The organism is Siphonobacter sp. SORGH_AS_0500 (genome assembly GCF_031453245.1).
GTDB lineage: Bacteria > Bacteroidota > Bacteroidia > Cytophagales > Spirosomataceae > Siphonobacter.
In genome coordinates this window covers 2,389,662-2,414,469 of record NZ_JAVIYT010000001.1, presented here as the reverse complement: position 1 = coordinate 2,414,469, position 24,808 = coordinate 2,389,662, and the positions used below count along the sequence as shown (strand labels likewise).

At 46.3% G+C, this 24,808-nt stretch carries 20 protein-coding genes; 8 read left to right on the top strand and 12 right to left on the bottom strand.

What is annotated here, in order from left to right:
* The first annotated feature begins 39 nt into the window (after nucleotides 1-39).
* Nucleotides 40-1,128: an alpha/beta fold hydrolase gene (locus QE357_RS10185; protein ID WP_309707178.1), complete on the top strand. Its 1,089-nt coding sequence runs from the start codon at nucleotides 40-42 to the stop codon at nucleotides 1,126-1,128.
* Between the two features lie 494 nt (nucleotides 1,129-1,622).
* Here the strand turns inward: QE357_RS10185 and QE357_RS10180 are convergent, their stop codons facing one another.
* From QE357_RS10180 to ligA, 4 genes are all read right to left on the bottom strand, one after another.
* On the bottom strand, nucleotides 1,623-2,048 hold the full coding sequence (locus QE357_RS10180; RefSeq protein WP_106634880.1) for a heavy metal-binding domain-containing protein: 426 nt from the start codon (nucleotides 2,046-2,048) through the stop codon (nucleotides 1,623-1,625).
* Nucleotides 2,029-2,331 (bottom strand): Dabb family protein, encoded by a 303-nt coding sequence (locus tag QE357_RS10175; protein WP_106634881.1) that lies wholly within the window; start codon nucleotides 2,329-2,331, stop codon nucleotides 2,029-2,031. The genes QE357_RS10180 and QE357_RS10175 overlap by 20 nt, the downstream gene beginning before the upstream one ends.
* 35 nt (nucleotides 2,332-2,366) lie before the next feature.
* A complete protein-coding gene (dapA, locus tag QE357_RS10170) occupies nucleotides 2,367-3,248 on the bottom strand; it encodes a 4-hydroxy-tetrahydrodipicolinate synthase (RefSeq protein ID WP_106634882.1) in 882 nt (293 codons plus the stop codon).
* Nucleotides 3,249-3,351: 103 nt separating this feature from the next.
* On the bottom strand, nucleotides 3,352-5,397 hold the full coding sequence (gene ligA / locus QE357_RS10165) for an NAD-dependent DNA ligase LigA (RefSeq protein ID WP_106634883.1): 2,046 nt from the start codon (nucleotides 5,395-5,397) through the stop codon (nucleotides 3,352-3,354).
* Between the two features lie 166 nt (nucleotides 5,398-5,563).
* Between ligA and rpe the strand changes: the two genes are divergently transcribed.
* A complete protein-coding gene (gene rpe, locus QE357_RS10160) occupies nucleotides 5,564-6,214 on the top strand; it encodes a ribulose-phosphate 3-epimerase (RefSeq protein ID WP_106634884.1) in 651 nt (216 codons plus the stop codon).
* Nucleotides 6,215-6,316: 102 nt separating this feature from the next.
* Here the strand turns inward: rpe and QE357_RS10155 are convergent, their stop codons facing one another.
* Complete coding sequence (locus QE357_RS10155; protein ID WP_309707174.1) at nucleotides 6,317-6,742, bottom strand: GNAT family N-acetyltransferase; 426 nt, start codon at nucleotides 6,740-6,742, stop codon at nucleotides 6,317-6,319.
* Nucleotides 6,743-6,999: 257 nt separating this feature from the next.
* Between QE357_RS10155 and QE357_RS10150 the strand changes: the two genes are divergently transcribed.
* Nucleotides 7,000-7,431, top strand: a complete 432-nt coding sequence (locus tag QE357_RS10150) for a DoxX family protein (protein ID WP_106634886.1) — start codon at nucleotides 7,000-7,002, stop codon at nucleotides 7,429-7,431.
* A gap of 94 nt (nucleotides 7,432-7,525) precedes the next feature.
* On the opposite strand, the gene QE357_RS10145 is transcribed toward QE357_RS10150, so the two are convergent.
* Nucleotides 7,526-9,949 carry a TonB-dependent receptor gene (locus QE357_RS10145; RefSeq protein ID WP_309707171.1) on the bottom strand — a complete coding sequence of 808 codons (2,424 nt, stop codon included), beginning with the start codon at nucleotides 9,947-9,949 and terminating at the stop codon, nucleotides 7,526-7,528.
* A 208-nt stretch (nucleotides 9,950-10,157) separates the two neighbouring features.
* Nucleotides 10,158-10,544, bottom strand: coding sequence for a hypothetical protein (locus QE357_RS10140; RefSeq protein WP_157830164.1), 387 nt, complete (start codon nucleotides 10,542-10,544; stop codon nucleotides 10,158-10,160).
* 172 nt (nucleotides 10,545-10,716) lie between these two features.
* On the opposite strand from QE357_RS10140, the gene QE357_RS10135 reads away from it, so the two are divergent.
* Complete coding sequence (locus QE357_RS10135; protein ID WP_106634889.1) at nucleotides 10,717-12,129, top strand: MDR family MFS transporter; 1,413 nt, start codon at nucleotides 10,717-10,719, stop codon at nucleotides 12,127-12,129.
* Here the strand turns inward: QE357_RS10135 and QE357_RS10130 are convergent.
* The 5 genes from QE357_RS10130 to QE357_RS10110 all read right to left on the bottom strand — a co-directional run bounded on the left by QE357_RS10130 (nucleotide 12,126) and on the right by QE357_RS10110 (nucleotide 19,448).
* The gene (locus tag QE357_RS10130; RefSeq protein WP_309707169.1) at nucleotides 12,126-12,650 is read right to left on the bottom strand and encodes a hypothetical protein; all 525 of its coding nucleotides are present in this window, start codon (nucleotides 12,648-12,650) and stop codon (nucleotides 12,126-12,128) included. The two genes, QE357_RS10135 and QE357_RS10130, sit on opposite strands and share 4 nt — an antisense overlap.
* Nucleotides 12,651-12,904: 254 nt before the next feature.
* Complete coding sequence (cls, locus tag QE357_RS10125; protein WP_106634891.1) at nucleotides 12,905-14,368, bottom strand: cardiolipin synthase; 1,464 nt, start codon at nucleotides 14,366-14,368, stop codon at nucleotides 12,905-12,907.
* Nucleotides 14,369-14,370: 2 nt separating this feature from the next.
* Nucleotides 14,371-15,399, bottom strand: coding sequence for a metal-dependent hydrolase (locus QE357_RS10120; RefSeq protein WP_309707165.1), 1,029 nt, complete (start codon nucleotides 15,397-15,399; stop codon nucleotides 14,371-14,373).
* A 504-nt stretch (nucleotides 15,400-15,903) separates the two neighbouring features.
* A complete protein-coding gene (locus tag QE357_RS10115; protein WP_106634893.1) occupies nucleotides 15,904-17,703 on the bottom strand; it encodes a M14 family metallopeptidase in 1,800 nt (599 codons plus the stop codon).
* Between the two features lie 50 nt (nucleotides 17,704-17,753).
* Complete coding sequence (locus QE357_RS10110; RefSeq protein WP_309707163.1) at nucleotides 17,754-19,448, bottom strand: M14 family metallopeptidase; 1,695 nt, start codon at nucleotides 19,446-19,448, stop codon at nucleotides 17,754-17,756.
* Nucleotides 19,449-19,754: 306 nt separating this feature from the next.
* Here QE357_RS10110 and QE357_RS10105 point away from each other — a divergent pair, with 306 nt between their 5' ends.
* The 4 genes from QE357_RS10105 (at nucleotide 19,755) to QE357_RS10090 (ending at nucleotide 24,737) form a co-directional block, all read left to right on the top strand.
* Nucleotides 19,755-20,978, top strand: coding sequence for a hypothetical protein (locus QE357_RS10105; RefSeq protein WP_309707160.1), 1,224 nt, complete (start codon nucleotides 19,755-19,757; stop codon nucleotides 20,976-20,978).
* A complete protein-coding gene (locus QE357_RS10100) occupies nucleotides 20,929-21,813 on the top strand; it encodes an OmpA family protein (RefSeq protein WP_309707158.1) in 885 nt (294 codons plus the stop codon). Before QE357_RS10105 ends, QE357_RS10100 begins: the two co-directional genes overlap by 50 nt.
* 217 nt (nucleotides 21,814-22,030) lie before the next feature.
* Nucleotides 22,031-23,761, top strand: a complete 1,731-nt coding sequence (locus QE357_RS10095) for a glycosyltransferase family 39 protein (protein WP_309707156.1) — start codon at nucleotides 22,031-22,033, stop codon at nucleotides 23,759-23,761.
* A gap of 157 nt (nucleotides 23,762-23,918) precedes the next feature.
* A complete protein-coding gene (locus QE357_RS10090; RefSeq protein WP_309707154.1) occupies nucleotides 23,919-24,737 on the top strand; it encodes a 1-deoxy-D-xylulose-5-phosphate synthase N-terminal domain-containing protein in 819 nt (272 codons plus the stop codon).
* Nucleotides 24,738-24,808 lie beyond the last annotated feature (71 nt).

The window sequence follows — 24,808 nt, the reverse complement described above, 5'->3', positions numbered from 1 at the left end:
ATTATCAATAGTTCTATTCGCCTAAATCAACCTAATCGAATGAAATTATTTCTTCTTTTGAGTTTATTATGCATTTCAGGAATTAGTTCCGGTCAGGAAACCAGTAAGTATCATGAAGAGGATGTGAGCTTCTGGAATAAAACGGATTCTGTTCAACTACACGGTACGTTAACTATTCCTACGATCGGTAAAAAATTTCCCGTAGTGTTACTAATCACCGGCTCCGGCCCGCAGGATCGCAATGAGACTATTTTAGGCCATAAACCTTTCAAAGCCATTGCCGAGTATTTGGGAGATCGCGGATTTGCTGTATTGCGTTACGATGATCGCGGGGGTGGAAAAATGAATAAAGTTTTCACCAATGCAACGATTGATAACTTCATTAAAGATGCCTCGGCTGGCGTAGATTTCCTGAAAACCAGAACAGAAATTAATCCTAAAAAGATTGGTTTATTGGGACACAGTGAAGGCGGCAGTGTAGCTCCTGTCGTAGCAACCCAGCGAAAAGACATTGCGTTTGTGGTATTAATGGCCGCTCCCGGGGTGAAACACATGGAGTTAATGAAGCAGCAAAACCGCGATTTATTCCGGGGAATGAAGCTGGATTCGGCAGCGATTGAAACATACGTGAATGACTATTACGAAGACGTTTTCTCTGGTTTCGGAAAAGGTCTGGATAGTACCCAGCAATCTCAGTTAATCAGTTCCAAACTGGATCTTCTACGAGAAAAATTATCAGAGAAGCAGTTATTTAATTTCATGATTCCAGCGAAGGATAAAGAAGCCCCCTACATTCGTCAGGTGTATCAGACTTCGCATGGGAAATGGTTCCAACAATTCATCAATTTCGATCCCTCTGTTTACTTAGAGCAATTAACGGTTCCTACCCTGGCAGTCAATGGCACCAAAGACGTACAGGTTAATGCAGACTTAAACCTTCGGGGAATCGAAAAATCGTTGAAAAAGGCGGGTAATAAAAATTATAAAATCGTAAAATTGGAAGGATTAAACCACCTGATGCTGCCCGCAAAAACAGGATTACCGCAGGAATACGCTACCATCAAAGGCGACATTGATCCTGCATTTTTGGAAACGGTTTATCACTGGTTACACGGAATTTATCCTTAATTTAATGTTTTGCAACTCTATGATGTCAACTTGGGCAAGTAATACCCGTCCTGTTTGTATATCCCCCAAGTTCAACTTGGCCCTGCCGATGCCAGCTTTTTTGCTGGCATCCGCCTCGTAAGGTATTAGCCATGTTGTTGTACTTTCCTTTGTAAAACAGGATGGTTAATAACCACTTTACTTTCTTTATTCTCCTCAGTGTATTGTAGTCGATGATGCCAGCGGAAAAGCTGACATCGGCAATTCCAGCTAGCTGTTTTATACGTAGCTGTTTGCTTTGCTTGCTGTTATCCAACTGCAGCTATTATCCTCAATGGTATAACCCTGTCTTTCCTTCTTCTAAATACGAACAGGACGGTTATGAGCCGTCCTGTCTGTGATCTTTTATCCATTTACTATGGTAGTAATGCCAGCAAAAAAGCCGGCATCGGTAGGCTTGATTAGCGGTTTTTTAGTCAGACGCCAGCTTTTTTAGGGCATCCAGCCGACAGGTATTAGTCGCCTCGGTATAGCACCGCCGTGCCTTCCATGATGTACCCATTCGAAGTGGCCGTGGTGTAATACTTGTACTTTACGTCCATAACGGCGTTGGCACCCAAAGCTTCGGCTTTCTTTACTAACATTTCAGTCAGCCGGTTTTTCTGGCGGGCGTCATTCCCCCGACCTACCATAGGGCCACGGGTTTTTCGCTGCTCTTCCGTCAGTAACATTTCTTCCTGAATGCTCACCTGATCAATTACCTGAAAGGGACGATCGGGCTTTTTATCGTTCTCCCAGAAAACATCCAGATCGTACTTCGGATTTCTTCTGATGGGAACGGAGGGGCTAAAGCAACTTACGACACTCCAGGAAATCAGAATCATTCCCAAAGCCTGTAAGCTACGTTTTCTCAACGGACGATTAAATGCTTTCTGAATCATAAATCAGTACACGATCCCAGTATTGTTTGCAAGTTTCAACAAACTTCAGGTGAATGGGTGCAACCTGATACACATCGTGAGCGGCTTCGTCTTTGAAAACGGTTAGCAGGCAATAATCATACGAACGATCAATCACGGGGCGATCCGTTGCCGCAGGCTTTCCTACATTAAACACTTCAATCCCTTCCACATTTTTCAATGAAGAAACCCCCTCTTCAAACTTCGCACGATCTTCCGCCGAGAGGCCTTCTTTCAACCAGAAATTAACTACGTGTACAAACATTACTAGATTTCTTTAAAGATTTAGTTACCAGAATATTATTTCAAAAGATCTCTCTGAAGAACCTTCATTTGACGCTCCTTTAAATCTTCGGATGTCTTCATCAAAGGCAGACGAACGTCGGAGGAAATAATACCCAATGACTCCAAGATGCCTTTAACCCCTACCGGGTTGCCTTCTTCGTATAATAAAGGATCGATATCCAAAAATGAACCTAATCCTTTACGAGCAGTAGCAAAATCTCCGGCCAATGCCGAGTGAATGACGTTGCCGAATTCTTTAGGGAATGCATTGGCAATCACCGACATCACTCCTACGCCACCAATGCTGATAATGGGAACAGCCTGTACGTCATCACCGGAGATCAGCAGGAAGCCTTCGGGCATATCACGATAGATTTCCATGCATTGTTCGATGATGCAGGAAGCTTCTTTCATCCCGATAATGTTGGGGTGTTGAGCCAGTTCTACTACTGTTGCACTGGTCATGTTAATACCCGTCCGGCCCGGGATGTTATACATGATGACAGGTACCGGAGAGGCATCCGCCACAGCCTTATAATGAGCAATAACCCCCTGTTTACCGGGCTTGTTATAATACGGACAAACCGACAGAATGGCATCAACTCCCGAGAAATCAATCTTCTGGATCTGATCTACCACCTTGGCTGTTACGTTACCACCCACCCCATAAACGATAGGAAGCTTACCGGAGTTGTGTTCCTTTACAAACTGTAAAATTTCGGCTTTTTCAGCGTCCGTCGTCGTCGCTGATTCGCCCGTCGTGCCCTGAATCACGAGGTAATCTACCCCTCCGTCAGTCACGTGCTGGATCATTCGTTCAAGACCCGCCCAGTCGATGGAGCCGTCTTCATTAAAGGGAGTAACTAAGGCGACTCCAACGCCGTGAAATTTGTTCATAAAAAGTGTTGCCGCTGGAAGATCGTTGATCGTGGCTAGTTATTTGTTGTTAGTTTTAAAATATGCCAACAACGAACAACCAGTCACGAACAACTATACTCCGCTAAACTAGTAAATCTAAAAATTCTTCTATCGTAATTAACTGTACATTCAACTTCTTAGCTTTATCGACCTTCGAAGCTCCGGGTTTTTCGCCGACAATCAGGTAATTCAATTTACCCGAAACCCCGCTCAATACTTTCCCGGCGTGGGCTTCTATTAATCGTTCGAGATCCTCCCGTTCAAAGTTCTGGAAAGTTCCGGTGTAGAGAAACGTTTTTCCTAAAAGTTTATCACTTAATTGCTCAACAATGGCTTCCTGACCTACCGTCATCTGCAAGCCGGCAGCCTTTAGTTGATCCACCAACGCCCGGTTGTCGGCATCCTGGAAAAACTCTACCACACTCTGGGCAATCCTTCCTCCGATTTCGGGAACGGCGGCCAGTGCTTCAGCCGTAGCATTTTCAATGGCTTCAATGGTTTTGAAATAACGAGCCAGTTTCTGAGCACCTGTTTCTCCGACATAGCGAATACCGATGGCAAAAAGCACCCGTTCAAAAGGAACGGATTTCGAGGCCTCAATCGCATTCAGGATGGATTGCGTTGTTTTTTCCCGAAAACCAATCTTTTTACTCTTTCCCGTTTCAGGATCAGTGATTACCTTTTCTAAACCAAAAAGTGTTTCGTAAGATAACGTATAAAAATCGGCAACCGTTCGTACCAGTCCTTTTTCGTATAATAATTCTATTTTCCCTTCCCCCAAACTATCCATATTCATGGCTTTTCGCTGAATGAAGTGTTCCAGTCGAGCCCGAATCTGCGGCGGACAACCTTTTTCATTAGGGCATAAGCGAGCGACTTCGCCCTCCCGCTGAATCAGTGGCGTGCCACAAACGGGACAAGTCGTGGGATAATGAATTACTTCGGAAGCTTCGGGACGCTTCTCCAGATTTACTCCGGTAATTTTCGGAATAATCTCCCCACCTTTTTCGACAAACACGTGATCGCCTAGACGTAGGCCCAACCGCTCGATTTCGTTGGCATTGTGCAGACTGGCTCGTTTCACAACGGTTCCGGCCAGTAACACGGGCGTCAGGTTAGCGACTGGCGTAACTGCACCCGTCCGTCCAACCTGATAACTGATGGAACGAAGCGTCGTTTCCACCGATTCGGCCTTGAACTTATAAGCAATAGCCCAACGTGGTGATTTCGACGTATAACCCAATTCGCGTTGCTGGGCAAACGAGTTTACCTTCACCACAATCCCGTCGGTATTCAGGGGCAGATCAAAACGTTTGGTTTCCCATTCGTGAATGTAGGCCATAACTTCCTGGATACTCGAACATTTCCGCCAGGTCGGTGAAACATTAAACCCCCACCGCTGCAAGGCCAGCAGGCTTTCTTCGTGGGTATTAAAAATCTCGGTATCAGCCAGAAAGGAATATAGATAGCAATCCAGTCGACGGCGGGCCACCTCACCTGAATCCTGCAATTTAAACGTTCCGGCGGCGGCATTCCTTGGATTCATCAGGGCTTCTTCACCAATATCCACGCGTTCCTGATTCAGCTTATTAAACGAAATCAGAGGCATATAGCCTTCGCCCCGTACTTCAAAAATGGGTGGTACATCTTCGGCTTCGATATGATGAGGTAAAGTCCGCAATGTCTTGACATTGTTGGTAATATCGTCTCCCCGGGTTCCATCGCCTCGGGTTACCCCGGCGGTCAGAAGTCCATTTTCGTAACGGATCGACAGCGAAATTCCGTCGAATTTCTGTTCACAGATAAACTCAACGGGTTCATCAGGAATGATTTTTCGAATCCGTTCTTCCCATTCCAGTACTTCCTCTTCGTTGTACGTATTTGAAAGTGAAAGCATTGGGTAGCGGTGCTGAACGGTCTTGAATTCTTTCGAAACCGTCCCGCCTACGTGTTGCGTAGGCGAACCTTTGTGCTTGAACTCGGGGTATTGTAACTCCAGTTGCGTGAGTTCCTGGAGTAGCTGGTCGAAATCATAATCAGAAACTTCCGAGATGGCGTCCTGATAATATCGTTGATTGAGGTAGTGTAGCCGTTGTGTCAGCTCGTCAATGCGTTGCTGGGGATTCATTCTTTACTAGTTTACAGGTCTCGAAATTTGAATGGTGAAGTAGTGGCCTCACCGAAAATCATTCAGGCGAAAGAAGAAACTTCAGATAGGTTCCCTCCAAAATCACCCGCCGAGAACTGATTTTTTACAAAGGTACTTTTCTGACGGAAAAATTTACCTTTGTGCTATGAAAACGCCTTTAATTGCTCCTTCAGTCCTTGCCTCTGACTTCGCGAACTTGCAGCGGGAAATCGAAATGCTGAACCGTTCGGAAGCCGACTGGATTCATTTTGATGTAATGGATGGTGTCTTTGTACCGAATATTTCCTTCGGTATTCCCGTCCTCGAAGCCGTTAAGAAGTACGCTCAGAAACCCATTGACGTGCATTTGATGATCACGCAACCCGAGCGTTACATCGAGACCTTCCAGAAAGCGGGGGCCGATGTCATCACGGTTCATTACGAAGCCTGCACGCACTTACACCGAACCATCCAGCAAATTAAAGATACGGGGTGTAAGGCCGGAGTGGCCCTCAATCCTCATACGCCAGTAGAGTTACTGGAAAATGTGCTGGAAGATTTGGATATGGTATTGATCATGTCTGTTAATCCCGGTTTTGGGGGACAAAAATTCATTAACCGCACCTTTCAAAAGCTCAACCAGCTGAGTGAAATGCGGGAGACGCTGAATAAAGACCTGTTAATTGAAGTAGATGGCGGCGTAAATGCCTCCAACGCGAAAAAATTACTGGAACACGGAGTCAATGTATTAGTAGCCGGGAATTTTGTTTTCTCTTCTGAAAACCCAGAGCAGACAATTGCTGAACTGAAGAAATAATTGTCGTATTCCCTCATGTAACCACCCCAAAGACAACAGCGTTACGTACATCGCTGCCAGCGGAAAAGCTGGCAGCTTTTTTTGACCCAATCTCGGACCAGTTTAAGCAAGCGACAGTAAAAAGTAACTTCCTTCCTCCGATTCACCCTGCTCCTGAATTTGCCACCCTTGCGACTGGTAAAACGCTAGAGCGTTCACGTTTTGTTCAAGGCATTTAAGCTGGGCAGGTCTCCCCATTCTGGCTAAGCAACGCGACAATAACTCCTTCCCAATTCCTCTGTTTGTGTAGGCTGGATCAATAAACAGATGATGAACAAAATTGGCTGGTGCATACCATGAAATAAATCCAATTGATTGGCCCTCACAAACCGCAACCAGAATTACTTCGTCAACCGTCGCTTGATCAAAATCATCTAGTGTATAATTTGCTGTATCGAGCCAGGTAAAGGTCTGCTGTCGTGACTTTAGATACATTTGTCGAAGGTCATCGGTATGTTCATTCGTAAAAGCACAAACTTCGTAAATCATTGTAAAATTGTTTGTTATAAGAGAATCGTCAGATCAAGTTTGTAGAGCAGCAGACGATTCAACTCCCCGAAAGTTTAAATCAGGGCACGCTGCCTTTCGGGAAGTTATTACAAAGTGTTAAGTTAAATAGATTGCTGTTATCAGTATTCACAGCTATTTCCTACGCTCTATCGTAAATATCTTATAAAATAATCCATAAAAAACTTTTTATTATCCAATATTATTCTTAACTTTCATCTAATCAAACCAAGAAAGTTATGAGTACGATTGAACGTATAGAACATTGGGGCGATACACATCACCCCGTCTGGCTCGACGCCTTGCGAGTCGCTTTGGGTATCTTTCTTTTTACCCGGGGTATTTCCTTCTTAATGGATACCAATGGCATTGGGCCGCTTTTAACGCAGTCGAATTTCATTTGGTCCATGGCCGGAATTCATTACGTGGCCTTTGCTCATTTGTTCGGAGGTTTATTGATTGCTTTCGGTTGCATTACCCGTATTGCCGTTGCCTTTCAGATTCCAATTCTAGTAGTTGCTGTGTTTTTTGTTAATATTTCCCGGGGTTTCTCTTACATCAATTCGGAGTTGTGGCTGTCAATCCTGACCCTAGCTCTGCTGATTTTATTTTTAATCGTTGGCTCGGGAAGATTTTCCGTCGATCAATGGATGAAGTCTCATGTACATTGATCTTTTTCAGTGCCTTCAACCTTTGTTGAGTATGGTGGTAAAAGAAAACCCGAACGAAAATTCCGTTCGGGTTTTCTTTTGGATAATGATTCACTTAAAGTTTAACTTCAAAAGGTATTACCAGTTTGAAGCTCAGGTTACGCCCCATATTAAAGACGCCAACCCGACCCGTCCGCTGGTTTACATCCAGATACTTCAAACGGCTCTGGTGCGACTGATACGCTACGTCAAATACGTTATTAGCCGAAAAATAGAAGGAAGCCAGCGTCCGCTTGTTCTTGCTGACCAGGTCCGTTCCCAGCCCAATGTTCACTAACTGGTAACCCGGCGTAGCCGTTTCAGTGCCATACGCTTCCAGGAAACGATTCTGCTTCTGCGTTACTTCCAGGTCAACCGTTAGATAAAGATTACGCAGAAAATCCTTATATCGATCTTTGGTTAACTTCACTTGGGAAATCCAGCGGGGAGCGGGCATGAAGGGCAAGTATCGGGCAGCCGTTTCCTGAGCGGATAAATTGTCCCCAAATACGGCTGAATAACTTTGGGTGATGCTAAACCAGCGAGCGGCCTGTGGATTGAACGTTACCGTTCCCTCTACTCCACGTAAACGGGCATTTCCCTGAGCATAACGATAAATAGGGACATTTCCGTTATACAATGTATCCTGCCCGTTAGCTCCCTGCACTCGTTCGGAATACGTATAATTTTTAATCGAATTCTGGAAAACGCTCAGATCTACGTACCAGTTTTTGTCTTCGTAGGTTAAGCCCAAATCACCCTGATATGCTACTTCAGGCACCGCATCCAGTTTCCCAATTTCATAGCGGAAGGTTCCGGCGTGAATGCCGTTCGAGGATAACTCAGGAACGGTGGGTGCCCGGAAACCACGAGAGCCATTAATCCGAACCGCCAGCTTGTCCGTCAGGTTATACACCCCTCCGATACTCGCCGAAACATTCTGGTAATTTTTGTCAAAACCAGCGAAACGTTCGCTACCTGAGCCCTGAGGTGTTACCTGAAAATTACCGTCGGGGTCAATGTATAACTTGCCAATATCCAGCAAACGAATGTCATAACGAATACCCCCCGATATTTTCAGCCGCTCATAACTCTTCTTGGCAAACATGAAAACCCCGTTATCGAAGAGATTATAGTTTGGATACAGCACCTGAAAGCCCTGGTTATCCAGTCGCTGGAACATCCCATTCGTACCCACGTTCACCTCCCAGTTATTCTTGGCGGCAAAGTTGTAACGAACGTCGTAATAATTCGTATAGAGATACAAATCCAGTTGTGACTCCCAGGGACGGGTTACGTCGCCATATTCACTCCGGCGGTTACGGGCCACGCTGAATACTCCTGACAACGACGAGCCATTCGAGAAATTCAGCAGGTTATTCCAGGAAACTTTCTCATTAATCAGTCGCTGCGAGTTATACGGAATAAAATCCCGGCTGTTCAATTCCGCATCCGTTACAGGGCGATCTACTACTTCTCCGCTATTGTCCAGACTTGCCGTTGTAAATCGGCCCGATGCGTCACGCGTTCCGTTGATGATGTTATACTTCTGATACGTCCGCAGGAAGTGAATGCGGGAATACCCCCACTTCTTATTTAAACCAAAATAACCATTGAAGTTAATGGGCTCCGTGAAATTGGAGGCAAACACCCGGCCATCGTAGGCATTGCGGTAATTTTTGGTGGACTTAGTGGAAGCCTGAGCCAGCCAGACAAACCCGTTTTTATTACCGGCCAATTGAGCAGAGATCCCGTAGAGATTATTGTTGGTCTGGTAGTTACTCAACACACGACCTACCATTTTGCCCTCTTCCACGGGGCGAGGCGATAACACGGACATCACGCCCCCCAAGCCATCCGAGCCGTACATGAGCGAACCCGCTCCGCGAATGATTTCGTACCGATCAATCGAATACTCATCAATCTGAATGCTGTGCTCTTCGCCCCACTGGTTATCCTCCTGACGAACGCCGTCGTGCATGGTAATCACCCGGTTAAAACCTAACCCGCGAATAATGGGCTTGCTCAAGCCCGCTCCCGTTGATACCTGCGACATCCCCGGCAGCTTAGCCACCGCATCGATCAGGTTGGTAGATGATTGTTGTAACAAACGAAGCTGGGTAATCGCCGCAATCGGAATGGGGCTTTCCTTGATCACCGTTTTTGTAGACGAGCCTGACACAATCACTTCTTCGAGCGACTGTGCCGCATTTTCCATCGTAAAATCTTTCGTGGTGGCTCCGTCAATCGTCACTTTTTCGATAACTGTACGGTGCGAAACATAACTTACCTGAACCGTGAACGTGCCTTTGGGTAAGTTAGAAATCCGATACGCCCCGTTTACATCTGAACTCGCTCCAATGCGGAGATCGGGAATGTAAATGGTGGCTCCGACAACGGTTTCGTTGTCTTCTTTGTGAATAATTTTTCCGGAAAGTGAATTTTGAGCCAGCAAGCTTCCCGAAATCAGGAAGCAGAAAAGTAAAAATAAATTTTTCATGAAGTTTATGCGGGAAAAAATGGACCACACACGAACTCACGCTGAGCAGACGGTACATGAATAAACCACCGCCTACGCAGGCAGAAAGCCCGTTTAGGGTATGAAGAGAAAAAAGAAAGACAGCAGAAATGAGTCGAATAACAAGTACAGACGAGCTCTGCGGAGCTATTCTCCGCAGCCACGAAAACGTACTTCTTTACCCGAAAAATTAACTCAGAGCCGGAGGCCCGCGATGGGAATAATACAGGAAGGGTCGCCGCAGGCGAATGCCCTGGTAAGCGATTACTAAAATGGAGACTTCAGCTAATACGACTAGCTGAAAATCAATGGATTCAAAATCCATTAACTCCAGAACGGGGTTTGACACCGCATCCAGCAGAAGTAACTCCAGTGAGGTATGGGAGTTAGGCTGAATGGGCCCTTTATTCTGGGATTTGAAGGGGTGAGCGTGAGAGATAATCCGCCCATCCGCCAGCCGGTGCCCGTGCCGAAACACTACCCCATTGACGAACATCACCGTAAACAGCACTAGAAAAAATCTAGCTGCTGGTTGCCGGTATAAGCTCCGCCAGGAAGGTTTGGATGACAGCGTCACGAGGAAGGTTCAAATCGGTTTACTACAAAAATAACAAAGGTTTTGACATTGTTTCATTTCCTGCCCTTTTCGTCCCCTTAAATGGCTTCCAGAAATAACAATTTGCAGACCAAATGACTTATACAGAGGACTTGTTTCGGGGTCTTAGGTAATTGTTAGCTTGTTTTATTTGATGAAAAGTCCCGCTTCCGTACTCATTCCCTTAATGCTTGGCACGCTCATGGCCGGGATCGACAGTAGTATTGTTAACGTATCCTTACCAACCATGAGCCGCGAATTTGGTGTGAAAGTCGATGCCATCGAATGGGTCATTACCATTTATATGCTGGGCTTTTGCATCTTCATGCCGCTTACCAACTGGCTGCGTCTCAGACTTGGCTTTTATAAATTGTATATCGGAAGTCTCAGCGTTTTTATTCTGGGGTCGCTTGGGTGTGCCTTAGCCGGAAATCTGGAACAACTCATTGCCGCCCGTGCCTTGCAGGCTTTCGGCGGTGGAGCTTTGTCTCCTACTGCTATGGCTATTCTGACTACCGTTTTTCCGGCGAACGAACGAGGAAAAGTCATGGGTTGGTGGTCGCTGGGAGGCATAACCGGTCCCGCTATTGGTCCAACCCTGGGAGGAATTTTAACAGAAGCCTTTGGCTGGCCGTCCATCTTTTACATTAACCTGCCCATCGGCTTGCTAGCCATCGGCATCGCCGCCCGATCCCTGAAATTCCTGGATCGTTCGAGTGATAAAAACATCCACTTTGACCGTGTGGGTTTTATCTATTTTACTGCTTTCATCGTCCTTTTTCAGTACGGCATCGCTTTATTATCAAGCAAGGGGCTTGGCTCACTTCAGGTCTTGATTCCTCTCGTCGTTTCCCTAGCGGCCTTTATTATTTTCATCAAACGCAGTTACAAACGCCCCGAAGCCTTATTTGATCTGAGTATTTTTGAACGTCCGCTTTACGTAGTTTGCATTTTCATTACTACGCTCCGATCCATCGCTCTCTTTAGTGGTCTTTTCCTGTTACCTTTTTTATTGCAGGGGTATCTTAAGTTTTCAGAACTGGATTCGGGATTAATGATCCTGCCTAACTCGGCAATGATGGCCATTTTCACGCCACTCGCCGGAAAGTTATCAGATAAATACGGCCCCAGACGTTTTGTGATGGCGGGCCTGGCTCTGGTTGGCATTTCCATGTTCCTATTTTCGCAGATCAACACGCCGAGTGTACCCTTCGTCATAGCCGCCATGACGGTGAGGGGCATTGGATTAGGCTTGCTGGTTTCCCCGCTTACGGCTACTGCCATGAATGCCGTATTACCCAATCAGGTAACCCCGGCCTCTTCGGTATATACGCTGGTTCAGCAGTTAAGCGGCTCTATTGGCATTGCGGTTAGTGCCTTATTACAGCAACTCATCTACCAATACTACGTCGGCCAGCACGCTTCTGACATGCTGGCCGAACATTATGCCATTCAATATGTATTTATGATTTCGGGTGTGCTGGTCATGGTCGGTGTACTAGTCGCTCGAAGGTTACCCCGCACGAAAGCCCGCATTCCTGAGCAAACGCCCGATGCCATCGTTTAATAGTTTTGCAATACCTCTTTCAACTCCTGAGTGTCTTTAGCCTGATCTTGCGGTAAAGCCGGAACGTTTACGCCTTCTGAATTCGCCAGCCTCAGAAAGTGGGCCGCCACTTGAGACAAATAAGGCGAATACATTTTCTGGTCGGGTTCGGTCACAATTCGGGCCAGATAGTATTGATTATTAGCCGCAAAAGCCATATACATCAAGATCTTTTGCTTGCCATTTTGTTCTACTTTTCCGGTCAAGGTTTCGATTTGGTCGACCGTCTCGGGCGTAAAATTTTGCGTTAAAAACCCATACTGGATCGCATCTTTTCGGGATTCTATCTTCAACCACTCCGTTAAAGACCTGTGTTTCGTCTCCTGAACGGGGAAAAGCGTATATACGAAAAGTCGTTTCGCAGGCAGGTTTTTCGGCCTCATATCGGTGTTCGTGCCATTTTGCGTACTGGTCCATCCTTTCGGTGGCTCTTCATGCCATCCACCTAATGCCAGTAGCAGGCTACAAATGATGTATTTCATAACAAGCTGTGGTTTAAAAATACATATACGTATCGTTTTCCAAAAAGATTGAATTTTCTCAGTTTTTCCGTTGGCAGTTTTCGGCTCCCGGTTGCTTTTCCCAACCAATTGTCCAGGTTTTAATTCATATAAAACTAAAATTAACGTTACTAAAACGTTTTAATAATTATTGATGCATACTAATCGATCTACCTATCGCTTTTTCTAAAAATTTCAGAAAGAAGGTTTGCTAGCTTAGTTGAATGCGGGTCGCCTTACAATAAAGGCGAAATCATGCGGGTCAGTTTTTCTAGCATTCGTTTCCATTTGGGACGATTAATCCATTGTTGAGGATCGATGCGTTCGGCGTGCTGAAGGTCTTCATAGAAGGCTTTTCGAAGTTTTTCGGAGAAATCTGCATCGTAGATAAAGGCATTTACCTCAAAATTTAACTCAAAACTTCGGTGATCCATATTGGCCGTTCCTACAGCGGAAAGTTGCCCATCGGACACAATGGTTTTAGCATGAATGAAACCCTTTTGATACCGATAAATCTCCACGCCTACCCGCAACAGATCATCATAATATGAACTCGCCGCCGTGTTTACAATCCAGGAGTCCGAAATTCCGGGCACGAGCAGTTTAACCTTAATCCCACTCAGGGCCGCTACAATCAGGGCATCCTGCAAACTATCACCGGGAATAAAATAGGGAGTGGTAATGAGAATCTCTTTTCGGGAAAGATTAATCACTTGTAATAGAGCGAATAAAATTGTAGGCTGCACCGAATCAGGCCCGCTGGCCGCAATCTGAACCAGAGCGTCCGCTGGAAAAGCATCGGGTTCGCAGTAATAGTGCCGGCTTGGTTCCAGCGTATCTTGGGCACAAAAATTCCAGTCGCACATGAAAATGTACTGAAGGTAATACGAACCTGGCCCGTCGATGCGGATGTGCGTGTCTCGCCAGTACAAATCGTTATTATTGGGATTTCGATAACGGTCGGAAATGTTGATTCCACCCGTGAAAGAGGTACAGCCATCAATGACAATAATCTTGCGGTGATTGCGGTAATTCAGTCGGTTGGCCAAAGCAATGAAAATAACTTCGTAAAAGGGATACGCCTCTACCCCAGCCTTCCGAAGCTCGGGAGCAATGGAACGGCGAATGGATCTGCTGCCAAAATCATCGTAAATAAACCGCACCTGAACGCCTTCCTGAGCTTTTTGAATCAGAATATCCTTGATTTCATTTCCAATGGCGTCGTTTTCGTAGATGTAATATTCAATGTGGATGTGATGTTTGGCATTCTTTAATGCCTTGATAATCTCGGGAAACGCCTCTTCGCCATTTAGCAATAACTTCACCTGATTTCGAGACGTTAATGGACTCAGGTTATCATTCAGCAGTAGATACGCTAACTCGCGATTTTGCTGAACGGCCGGGGCGTCGGCCTTCAGGTTATTTTCAGTAATCTGGGTAACCTGCGTATGGAGCTGTTTGAGTAACTGATCGTTGTCAATCAATTTCTTGGAATACAAACTTCGTTTTCGATAATTGATTCCGAAGGACAAATAGATGAAGATTCCGGCAACGGGAAGAAAAACCGTTAACAACAGATAAGCCAGCGTTTTAGTACTGGCTCGAGTATCATAAATGATGCGAACGCATACTAGAAAAACAATAAACCCGTAGACGACTTCCCAGATTAATAGCCAGTCGATTTCTTCTAAAAAATGCATGATTACTCTAAAGTTTTAGGAGCCTCAACCTGCTGACCACCGATTCTCTGAATCATTCGTTGAATACTTCCCGAGTTCCAGCCCGAAAAACGCCCCCGCTGCATCACTAAGCGATTATCATAGTCCGCATTTAAATAGAAGTGGAAAGCAAAGGCTGCATCAGGATTTTCCCAGCCTAATACCTGTCCGAAGCGAAGTACATTAAACTGCAACGCATGGTCCTGATCGCTGATGGTATAAAAGCCCCGGGCAAAATATTTCAGATCCTGCACTTCTTTTTCTTTTTGAATATTCCTCAATAACTCTTCCCGCTGCGGCACGAAATGAAATGGGGTCCATCCATGGTCAAAAACCGAGCGATACCCGATCTGGTACCCACCCGGCACCGCCGCTACCGCATACCATAACAAACTATTGAACGGCGTCGGCGTAGTGAAATAACCCGTACAGGTAATGGATTGAGTACGCAGGGATTCTTCAATCAATTGGTTGATTTTTCGTTTATGAAAAAGGGTAACGGAGAGGTACAAGAAGCAGGAGATCAGCCCCAGACTAACCCAGGCTTTTCGGGCGGAATGCTGGTTTTTCAGATAAAGCAACGCGAGGCAGGAAAGAACCAGCGGTAAGGTAAATAAAGGGTCGATTACGTAAAGTAAATTGAAAGTAATCCGCTGATGACTAAAGGGTTCGAAGATGCCCGTGCCGTACGAGTTACAAACGTCCAGGAAATCATGGAGTAACAGCTGAATCAGAAAGAATAGATAAAAATGGAGAAAGTTTACCTGCGGAAATTTCTTTCTTAATACCCATGAAAAACCCAAAGGAGCTAAAAAGGCGAGTAACAGGGAATGAGTAATCCCCCGATGTACCAATAGATTTTGGGCGGGCGACAGAAATAAAGCATCCAGTGCGTCGATATCGGGGAGATTCTGGGCAACGGCACCAATGAGTAAAGCTTTCTTGCCGATGCGTTTGGCAAGGAATGCTTCTCCGACGCAGGCCCCGATGGTGATGTGAGTGAGCGTATCCAATTCGAGCAGTTGAAAGGTTTTTGTATTAACTACTGAACAGGAACGGTGGTTCTACCAAAGAATTTCTTATGTCTGGTTAAGAGGCGGTTTTGTTATGTTTACGTTCCCCCCTGGCTGGTGTCTTCACCAGCCATTAACAGTGGTTGGTGAGGACACCAACCACGGCGGACACTTCTGAGTAAAGGGCGATTTTAACACCCCTACGTTCCCACCCTGGCTGGCATCTTCTCCAGCTATTAAAGTGGTTGGTGAAGACACCAACCACGGCGGAACGGTGGTTCTGCCAAAGAATTTCTTATGTCTGGGTAAGAGGTGATTTTTGTTACTCCCCCTGGCTGGTGTCTTCACCAGCCATTAACCGTGGTTAGTGAGGACACCAACCACGGCGGATGATTGTCAATCCAAAAAAGCATAGTAACAAAACAGACGGCAGGAAAACCTGCCGTCTGTCATTTGGGGACACCATTTCGTTCCCCGTCCAAACGCGATGGCATCGCGTTTGGGCTATTTTTTCTTCTCGAAATTGCCGCTGGCAGTTACCACCCCGCCTTTCTGGCTGTTTACTTCGATATTCCAGTTACTAGGATTACCCTTTACAATCCAACGTAGACGTACATAACCCAAACCAGGAATATTCGCTACTTCGAGTTTATCGGGATTTAGTTTCTGCTCTCTGTAACTCTCAAAAGCAGGAGATGGACCACCATAACCCATACCGCCACCGTCGGGGTTACTCATCTGCAAGCCACTCACCACCTGTGCTCCTTTCAGTGTTACGTAGTCCGGCAGGTTGATTTTGTTTTTTACGTCAAAAGATGAGTGCGTAGGGATGACGCGGCTATTGGTAATGGTTGCCGTGATTTGAGTTAATCCGTTACCCAAATCCTGCTTTTCCACTTCCTTCACCTCAATTTTTGGCATCTGGTTCGCGTGGAAAATCGTGAAAGCCGCATTCCGGTGGCCGTCGGTTTCCAGAATAAAACCGGGGTGATTTCGGATGTAGTTTTTCTTGAATCCACCAATTTCGATATCACCGTATTGCGGATGTTTGAAAGGTTTCCATTCAACAAATGCATCCCCGTGCAGTAACAGACGATCAAAATCATAAGGCTCGGTATTGGGAGCATTTCTGAGTTCGTTCGACTCTCCTTTTTTGTTGAAATACAGGTAAGACGTCCACAGCTCGTTTGAGAACATAAAAATGCCCCGACCCAAAGCAAACCAGTCGATTTCGCCGCCGTAAACCGTATAAAGGATTTTATGAATCGCTCCGTATTTATAGGATGGAATCATTTTTTCGCCCGTTTGTCCGAGGTAATCGTATACCTGCACGTCCTCGCGGTCGTAATGAATATCGTCCTCCGCCGCACCGGGGCCGCGTAAGAACATCCCGCTGAAATTGTGATAACTCTGGGCACCCGCAATATTGGGATGTTTCATGACCCATTCCATAATGGCCCGAGGTTCGGGAAGACTGAAAGGGTATTTGTACGCTCCGCCCTGAATATAATCGGGCTGCCAGTTCCAGGCCCAGTCACGGTTCGGGTCATAACTTCCCGGACGATCTTCGTTGATCTGACCATCGCCGTCATTATCCAGCCCTTCGTAGCCCAGCATTTCGTATTCTCCTTGCTCGCCGGGTTTTACGGGAATCAGCATCCGGGGGTCTTCAGGATTCGTTTTCAGGCGACCATAAGGCGACTTCCGACGCATCATCGTGATTTCACCATCTCCGTCCAGATCGTCGAAGTTATCTTCATCTACCAAACCATCGCCGTCGTCATCAATGGGTAACATGCCCGAGCGTGGCGTGTTGGCGGTATTGGCATTGTAAATAAAGTCCTCGCGGGCATCGGGGTTAATCGTTGGAGCGAAGTAAAAGGCTTTGTCCCGCAAAAGTTCTTTAATAAAAGCATTGGAAGCATGGTTTTCAGTCAGATACCAGGCGGCATACAAAGCCATTTCCGAACCCTGCAACTCGTTGGAGTGAATGTTCCCATCCGTCCAGAAAGCCGGTTTTTGCGTATCAGGCTTCCCTGATTTCATATCCGTAATGGTAAGCACGTACAGGTCCCGGCCCTGCTGGGACTTACCGATGGTTTCGAGCTTAGCCAGGTTAGGGTAAGCTTTCACGATTCGCTGCATAATGTCCAGCAAACCTTTGTAGTCGTAATAGCGGTTCCAGGAAACCTGTACCTTCGGGTTGGGTGGGGTGCCAATGGCCCGAATCCCCACCGGGTCTTTCTGCTGGGCCATTACTGAAGCTCCAGAGAGCAGTAAGGCCAGCGTTACTAATTTTTTCATGCGATGAATATGTTGAGCGTCATCAGTTCAGGCTGAAGACGACAGAGTCATTATTTCAGGGTAACATTCACTTTCGCCGAACCCGTAGGGCCCGCAGATGCCTCAATTTCGAAGGTACCAGTACCGGAAACCAGCCAGGTCATTTGCTCAACACCGTTACCGGCAATAGCGGTACGAACCAATTGATGCGTACGACCCGAAATGATTTTCTGGTTTTTAGACGGAGTTGCAATTACCTTCAAACGGTCTTCGTATTTCACGCGATTACCGATCTCTGAATGCGTAGGTAATAACCCTTTATTATGCACATCAACCGTGATTCGGTTCAGACCTCCTGACAGATTTTCCGTTTTCACATGCACGATTTCAATCTCAGGCATGGCCTTGGCGAAGGCTAGCAGGAAGCTGGCGTGTTTGTCGGCGGCTGGTGTCAATAAGGCTACCGGAGGATTCCATTTCACAAAAGGCATCATGCCTCCTACTTCTACTTTCTGGTTGGGGAAATCGGGGTGCTTGATTTCTTTCCACTCTACAAAAGCCGGAATGTTATTCGTGGCCGCCCATTTCAGCACATTTACCTCGTCTTCTGAACCTCCCCCTACGGATGTCATGCCACGACCGGGCATTGCACCGGGACGCGGAGCAGGCGTTGCTCCTGCGGGGCGAGCCGCCGCTTTTGTGGTGTCTTTAGGCATCCACCAACCGGGCGTCGAGAAACTGAATTTACCGAAATGGTAATAAGCCCAGGTGGATACGTCACCTTTGCTGGGAGAAAGTGTCGGAGCATCGGTCAGGCCTGCTCCTGTGTATAATTTGCTGACATACTCATTAATCGCCACGTCTTTGGCTTGCCAACCTTTAATAATCCGCTGATTGGCTTTCATCGCATCAAACTTGTTCGGTTCAGTCAGGTTATTCGACATCCCGAACGTAATAATCGCGTAGACGTTTTTATTCTCATAAAGCCAGTCTACCAAGGCCCGATTTTCGTTTTCAGAAACGGGGTAATCACCCGCTCCGGGCTTGAAGGGTTCGTATTCGAAGGTAAAGTTTTTGTTCAGTTGAATCCCGCCTTCGCCGTCTTCGTTGAATTCCCCATCCTTGTCATTATCAATACCTTCCGTGTACACCAGGTAACGTCCGAGTTCACCTTTCGAGGGGTCCGCTTTCACCAGAACGCGACTGTCGCCTTTTGCCACCCGGTAGTTACCTTCGGGATCTTCGATGCGAATTTGGGTAATGAGGCCATCGCCGTTAAGATCGTCCGGGCCATCTTCGTTTATCCGGCCATCCCGATCGTCATCTGTTGTTCGGGCATTACCGCTGCGTTCATATTTTAATTTAGCGAAAAACTGAGCCGCTGCGTCTGGGTTTAGACTAGGGATAAAGTAGAACGTCTTGCTGGCTAACAGCTTCGATACACTATCCGTTGAAGCCTGGGCCAATAATTTTTCGGCGGTTTGCAGGCTTAGTTCCGTTCCGGCCAGATGCCAGCCTTCTACGTTAGCAATGATTACTACTGCTGGTTTTTTCTTTGCATCGCCCTGCCCGACACTCAGAACCCAAAGGTCTTTTCCGGTAGACGTTTTACCAATCGACTGAAGGCTGGTTAGATTTTTATGCTGGGCATTGATTTGCTGGAGACGTTTGGTCAAAGCGGCCTGATCGGGATAGACCGACTGAGCCCACAAGCGTCCACCCAGCAAGAGAGCAAGCCCAAGCGTGCTGATGAAGCGTTTTCTCATAGGGGATAATTGATTTTTTGAAGTATTTTCCGGCTGATACTCAAACGTTAAATTCTGCAAAAGAGGAATCAAGCAGAAAAAAATAAAAGTAGTTTGGTCCGTTACTTACAAAAATAGAAGTTTAGGCTCCAGTTAACTTTAGTTTTGTTTTAAATTTCGACTAAAAAACTAATTCATGAGATAAGAAGCTTTTACTTATCTTGGACTAGTAAATCACAAAGGATGATCGGACGGCTTTCCGTTTCTTTAATTCAGTAACAGGCAAGTTACTTTCCTGCTTGCCCCCTAGTATCTTTATTATTATTTATGAAAAGAGCGATTGGCCTGATCTTTATTTATGTTCTTGGAAGTGTAGCAGGGGCTTTTGCTCAACGCATTCATTGGGCCACCAAAGTAGTGCAGGTTTCCTCGGAAACGAAGACCGAAGACTTTTCCTACGCGGCTAAACAAGCTTTGGGAAAACCCAACTCCGGGCCGGGCATGGGCGATAGCCAAGCCGCCTGGCAACCCGCCCAGCCGGATTCTGGCGAAGAATTTCTGAAAGTATCTTTTGACACCTTAATGCCCGTCCGTCAGATTACCATCGTTGAAAATTACGGGGCCGGGTGCATTAATCAGGTTTGGCTGAGCGATCCGAAAGGAGACGAAAAACTAGTTTATTCTAACTCCGCCGCTTTTCCATCCCATCAGGGTAAAGTCTGGTCTATTCCGTTAGAATCGCTTACCCGTTATCCGGTGGCAGCTCTAACCGTTGTGCTTAACACAACCAGACGTCCGGGGTATACGCAAATCGACGCGATTGGCATTTCACAAGACACCGTCCCGTTTAAACCGACGATCCATCTTTCTAAAAAGTATACGGATCAGAAAATTAGTAAGGAGAATCTGGGAGAAGCCATTAATTCAAAAGTGAATGAATTAACACCGCTGATTGCCTCAGATGGCAAAACCCTCTACTTTACCCGATGGAATCATCCAGAAAACCTGGGGAAACCCGTAAAAGAAGGAGATGATGAGATCGAAAGAAAAAAGCAGGACATCTGGGTTTCCCATCAGATTAACGGAGTCTGGCAGAAAGCTCAGAATATGGGACCTCCTTTAAATAATGAGGACCATAACTGCCTTTTTGCCATTTCGACGGACTTGCGTACCGCTTACTTAGTGAATGAATACGATAAGTCAGGAAAAATGTCTCTCGGTATCTCCTCTTCTCGTAAAACACCAACGGGCTGGACGTTTCCCACTCCCATGAAAATCGAGAATTTTGATATTCTTCGTCAGCATGGTCGTTACTCTACTGAATATGCTCTTTCGGCGGATGAACGTATCTTATTGATGAGCGTATACCGGGCCGACTCTTTCGGAGGTCGGGATTTGTACGTTTCTTTTCTGAAAGCTCCCAATCTTTGGTCTACCCCCAAAAATCTGGGAAAAATCATTAATACCCCCGAAGAAGATGGCTCCCCATTTTTAGCAGCGGATGGCAAAACCCTCTATTTTTCCAGTAAGGGACATCCGGGTTTATGGTGAGCACGACATCTTTGTAACCCGCCGCCTGGATAATACCTGGCAGAACTGGTCAGAGCCAGAAAACCTGGGACCGATGATCAACACACCCAGTGATGATGTTTTTTTCTCTATCCCTGCTTCGGGAGATTATGCCTACTTATCTTCTACCGAGAATTCTTACGGAAAGGAAGATATCTTCCGCATTCGCACCACGGAAGCCATCAAACCCGAACCGGTGGTGATCGTTTCGGGAAGTGTGCTCCATTCGGTTACCAGAAAACCAGTAAACGCCAAAATTTTTGCTCAGGTCCTACAGGGCGAGAAAGACAGTATTCAAACGGAATATAACCCGGCCACGGGCGAGTATAAATTCATTCTGCCCAGCAAAAAGCTTTATGGGCTAAACGCCGCCAAAGAAGGGTTTTATCCCATTGCCGAAGAACTGGATTTGAGAGAGGAAAAACGGTATCGGGAACTTCGTAAAAACCTGTTACTGATCCCCATCGAAGCAGGAGCAAAAATCACGATGAACACCGTCTATTTTGAGCAAAGCCAGCCCGAAGTTGACTCTTCTTCTTTTGCCGAGTTACGTCGCCTGGTTCAAATCATGAAGGAACATCCTACGATGACGATTCTCATGGAAGGGCACACTGACAATCAGGGAGATTTCGATGCCAATCTGGTTTTATCTCAGCAACGGGTCGATCATGTCAAAAGTTATCTGGTCTTCAAAGGCATCTCAGCGAATCGAATTGTCTGCAAAGGCTATGGTTCCAGCCGACCACTGGTTAGTAATTACAGTGAAGAAAACCGGCGAAAAAATCGGCGGGTTGAGTTTACGATATTAACCAAGTAACCTACCCTTTTCAGCATCAGGGTTACCGCGTGAGTATGGGAATTACGTTCAGGTTGTGGATCGTTTTCACATCCTGTATTTACGCTGTACCCATCCCTAGGAAGCTTCTATTACCCGTGCACCGTTTCCATGATACATTCCCGTTAAGATTTGCATCCCCCAGCCTTTTTGACCATTTTCGCGACTCAATCAGCCTTCTTTGGTCCGAATTAGTGCCATGTCACGAAACCAACTTATCCTTTTCCTGTCTGGAATTCTGCTCCTGGCCTTTGGGCTTCGGGTGTATACACTAGGAGATTATAGTTTATTTTTTGATGAAAAATCGACCTTGCTCGTTTCGCAGGGCGTTCCGCTGGAAGGAGCCAATCAGCCCGAACTTCATCAGAAATATTTCACGCCCCAGGATTTCTGGCGACCCAAACACATGGCTGATTATTACGAAGCCATCAACCGCAGTGACATTGGCAACTCCCCGGCTTATTACGTATTGTTCCACGCCTGGGTAGCCCTGTTTGGGATGAGTGATTTCAGCGTTCGTTTTCTGTCGGTCATCTTTAGCGTTTTGATCGTTGCTCTGGGTTTTAGATTTACGCAAAAACACCTCAAAAGTGATAAGCTGGCTCTGAGTGTGGCTCTGGTACTGGCCATTGAACCCTTTTTCATCGCCTACAGTCATCAGGCCCGTAACTACTCGATGACCTTTTTCTTTACCTTATTACTGACCGACGTCTTTCTCGATATTGTTCGTTCCCCGAATCCGGTTCACTGGACGAAGTTCCTCTGGTATGGCGTACTGGCGTGGCTCGTCTGGTTCTGTCATTTACTGGCCATTATTGTCATCGCTATTCACGGCTTGTACGTGCTGTTATACGTTCGGAATCTTCGCACCTGGATCGGGCTGGGCTTATCCCTGTTATTACCCATTGCAGGCATGGTCTGGTGGATGTCGCCCGGAAAAGGCGGAGAATACACCTTGCACACGCTGAAATATCAGGGCGAACTGTATAATAAAGTAGCCCATACGCAATCACCGGAAATGCTCGCTACTCCTAAAAATGTTTGGAGTAAACTGGCTCCCGTGCTGACCGATCAGTTCTGGATTACCAATGGGCTGGCCAGCCGTTTAACGGGAAAGACCAATTTTATCATCTGGGGCATTACCACGCTACTTTCACTCTTTGCCCTCTGGCAATATCAAAAGTATCAGCGGTTCAAATGGTCGATTCTGGCTATTCTCGCCACCCTCGCTTCTTTATTTTTATACAAAACTCAACCCTGGGGATTTTTGGCTCTACAAAGTGGCTTTATCCTCTTAGGGGTTCTGATCTATTACGGTACTCGGAGAAAGGCGGCTTCCGAGCGTTCATTACTTGTACTTTTCGCCTTATTAACCTTCGTCCCTACGGCTTTTCTGGTGGTCATGACTCTGAAAAACGGGCATACGTTTGGCATTACCCAACGATACGGCGGCTTTTCATTCCCTTATGCTATCATTCTGATTGCTATAGCCCTACGGGAAAGCTCTAAGCTTGCCTTGTGGGCAAAGGTCATTATCGTAGTGGCCTGCGTGACTCAGTTCGGGGCAATTGCTAAAATGCTAAGAGAAATCTACCAGGATCGTTCTCCCAAGTACACTTATCGGTCGGAAGCCCGGATTCCTAATCCTTATATCAAATCCGCCGAACTGCTGAAGAAACTATACATGCCTGGCGATACCATTCTTTATCCGAGCGGGGTAAAGGATGTTTTTGGAGCGGCTGATGAATACACCTATGGCATCAAAGTATCCGTTGTGGATGCTCAGCTTATCAATGTCTATCTCCCCAAAGACGCAACCTATTGGCAGCGAATCGACCCCGCCGAGTCAGATAAATTGTATCTTTGGCAAAAGTCAACCGGAAAAAAACGGCTGATTTTTGATTTCGAAGGAGCCAAGTATCGCTATTAATAGTGCAATAGCCTCCTTTGAAGTGACCACGTCAGAATTAATTTCATCGACAAATAACTGGATTCTCCGAACATTCAGCCTTTAAAAAGGTTTGAATCTACGAATCCTACCATTGCGATTACCAGTAACCAATTTCAACTGCCAGCCTTATTTTTCCATGTTGGAAACTGAATTAAAACAATTAGCCGGAGAGTTGCGACTCAAAACGCTGGGGCTCTACAAAATGGCCAATGCTGGTCATATTGGTTGCTCCATGAGTTGCCTCGACCTGATGATCGGAACACTAGTGAAGCAAAAACGCGAGTCCGAAACCTTCATTCTTTCGAAGGGTCACGCGGCAGCGGCACTGTATATCTGCCTGAACTACCTCGGCGAAATCTCTGACGATACTTTACAAACGTTTTATAAGAACCACACTACGCTTCCCGCTCACCCGGCTCCCAACAAACACGCCGGCATTCCTTTTGCGACGGGTTCGTTAGGGCATGGTCTGCCCATTGCCACGGGTATTGCCAAAGCCAATCAATTATTGGGTGCTGATTTACTGACCTTTGTGTTAATGTCTGACGGAGAAACCAACGAAGGCACTACCTGGGAAGCTCTGCATTTTGCGGTGAATAATCAACTGGATCAGCTCATTGTGTTGATTGACCGGAACCGTTTGCAGGGATTCGGACAGACGCAGGACATTCTGGGTGATTCAGCCGATCCCCGAAAATACGAGGCCATTGGAGCTGAAGTACACGAAATCGATGGTCACGATATTCCAGCGATTATCCAAACCGTTGAACATCTTCGCTCACAGCGGAATGGCAAACCCAAAGTCATTGTGGCCAATACGGTAAAAGGCAAAGGCATTTCTTACATGGAAAATCGCATGGAATGGCACTACCTGCCCATGTCTGCCGACCTCTACGAGCAAGCCCAAAAAGACGTTACCGAGACTTATCAACTATCTGTAGAACACGTTCATTAGTTTTCGGTTGTTAGTTTTCCGTTGTCAGTTATTGCTTCTATGCATCAATTGAAAACTGAAAACTGCAAACG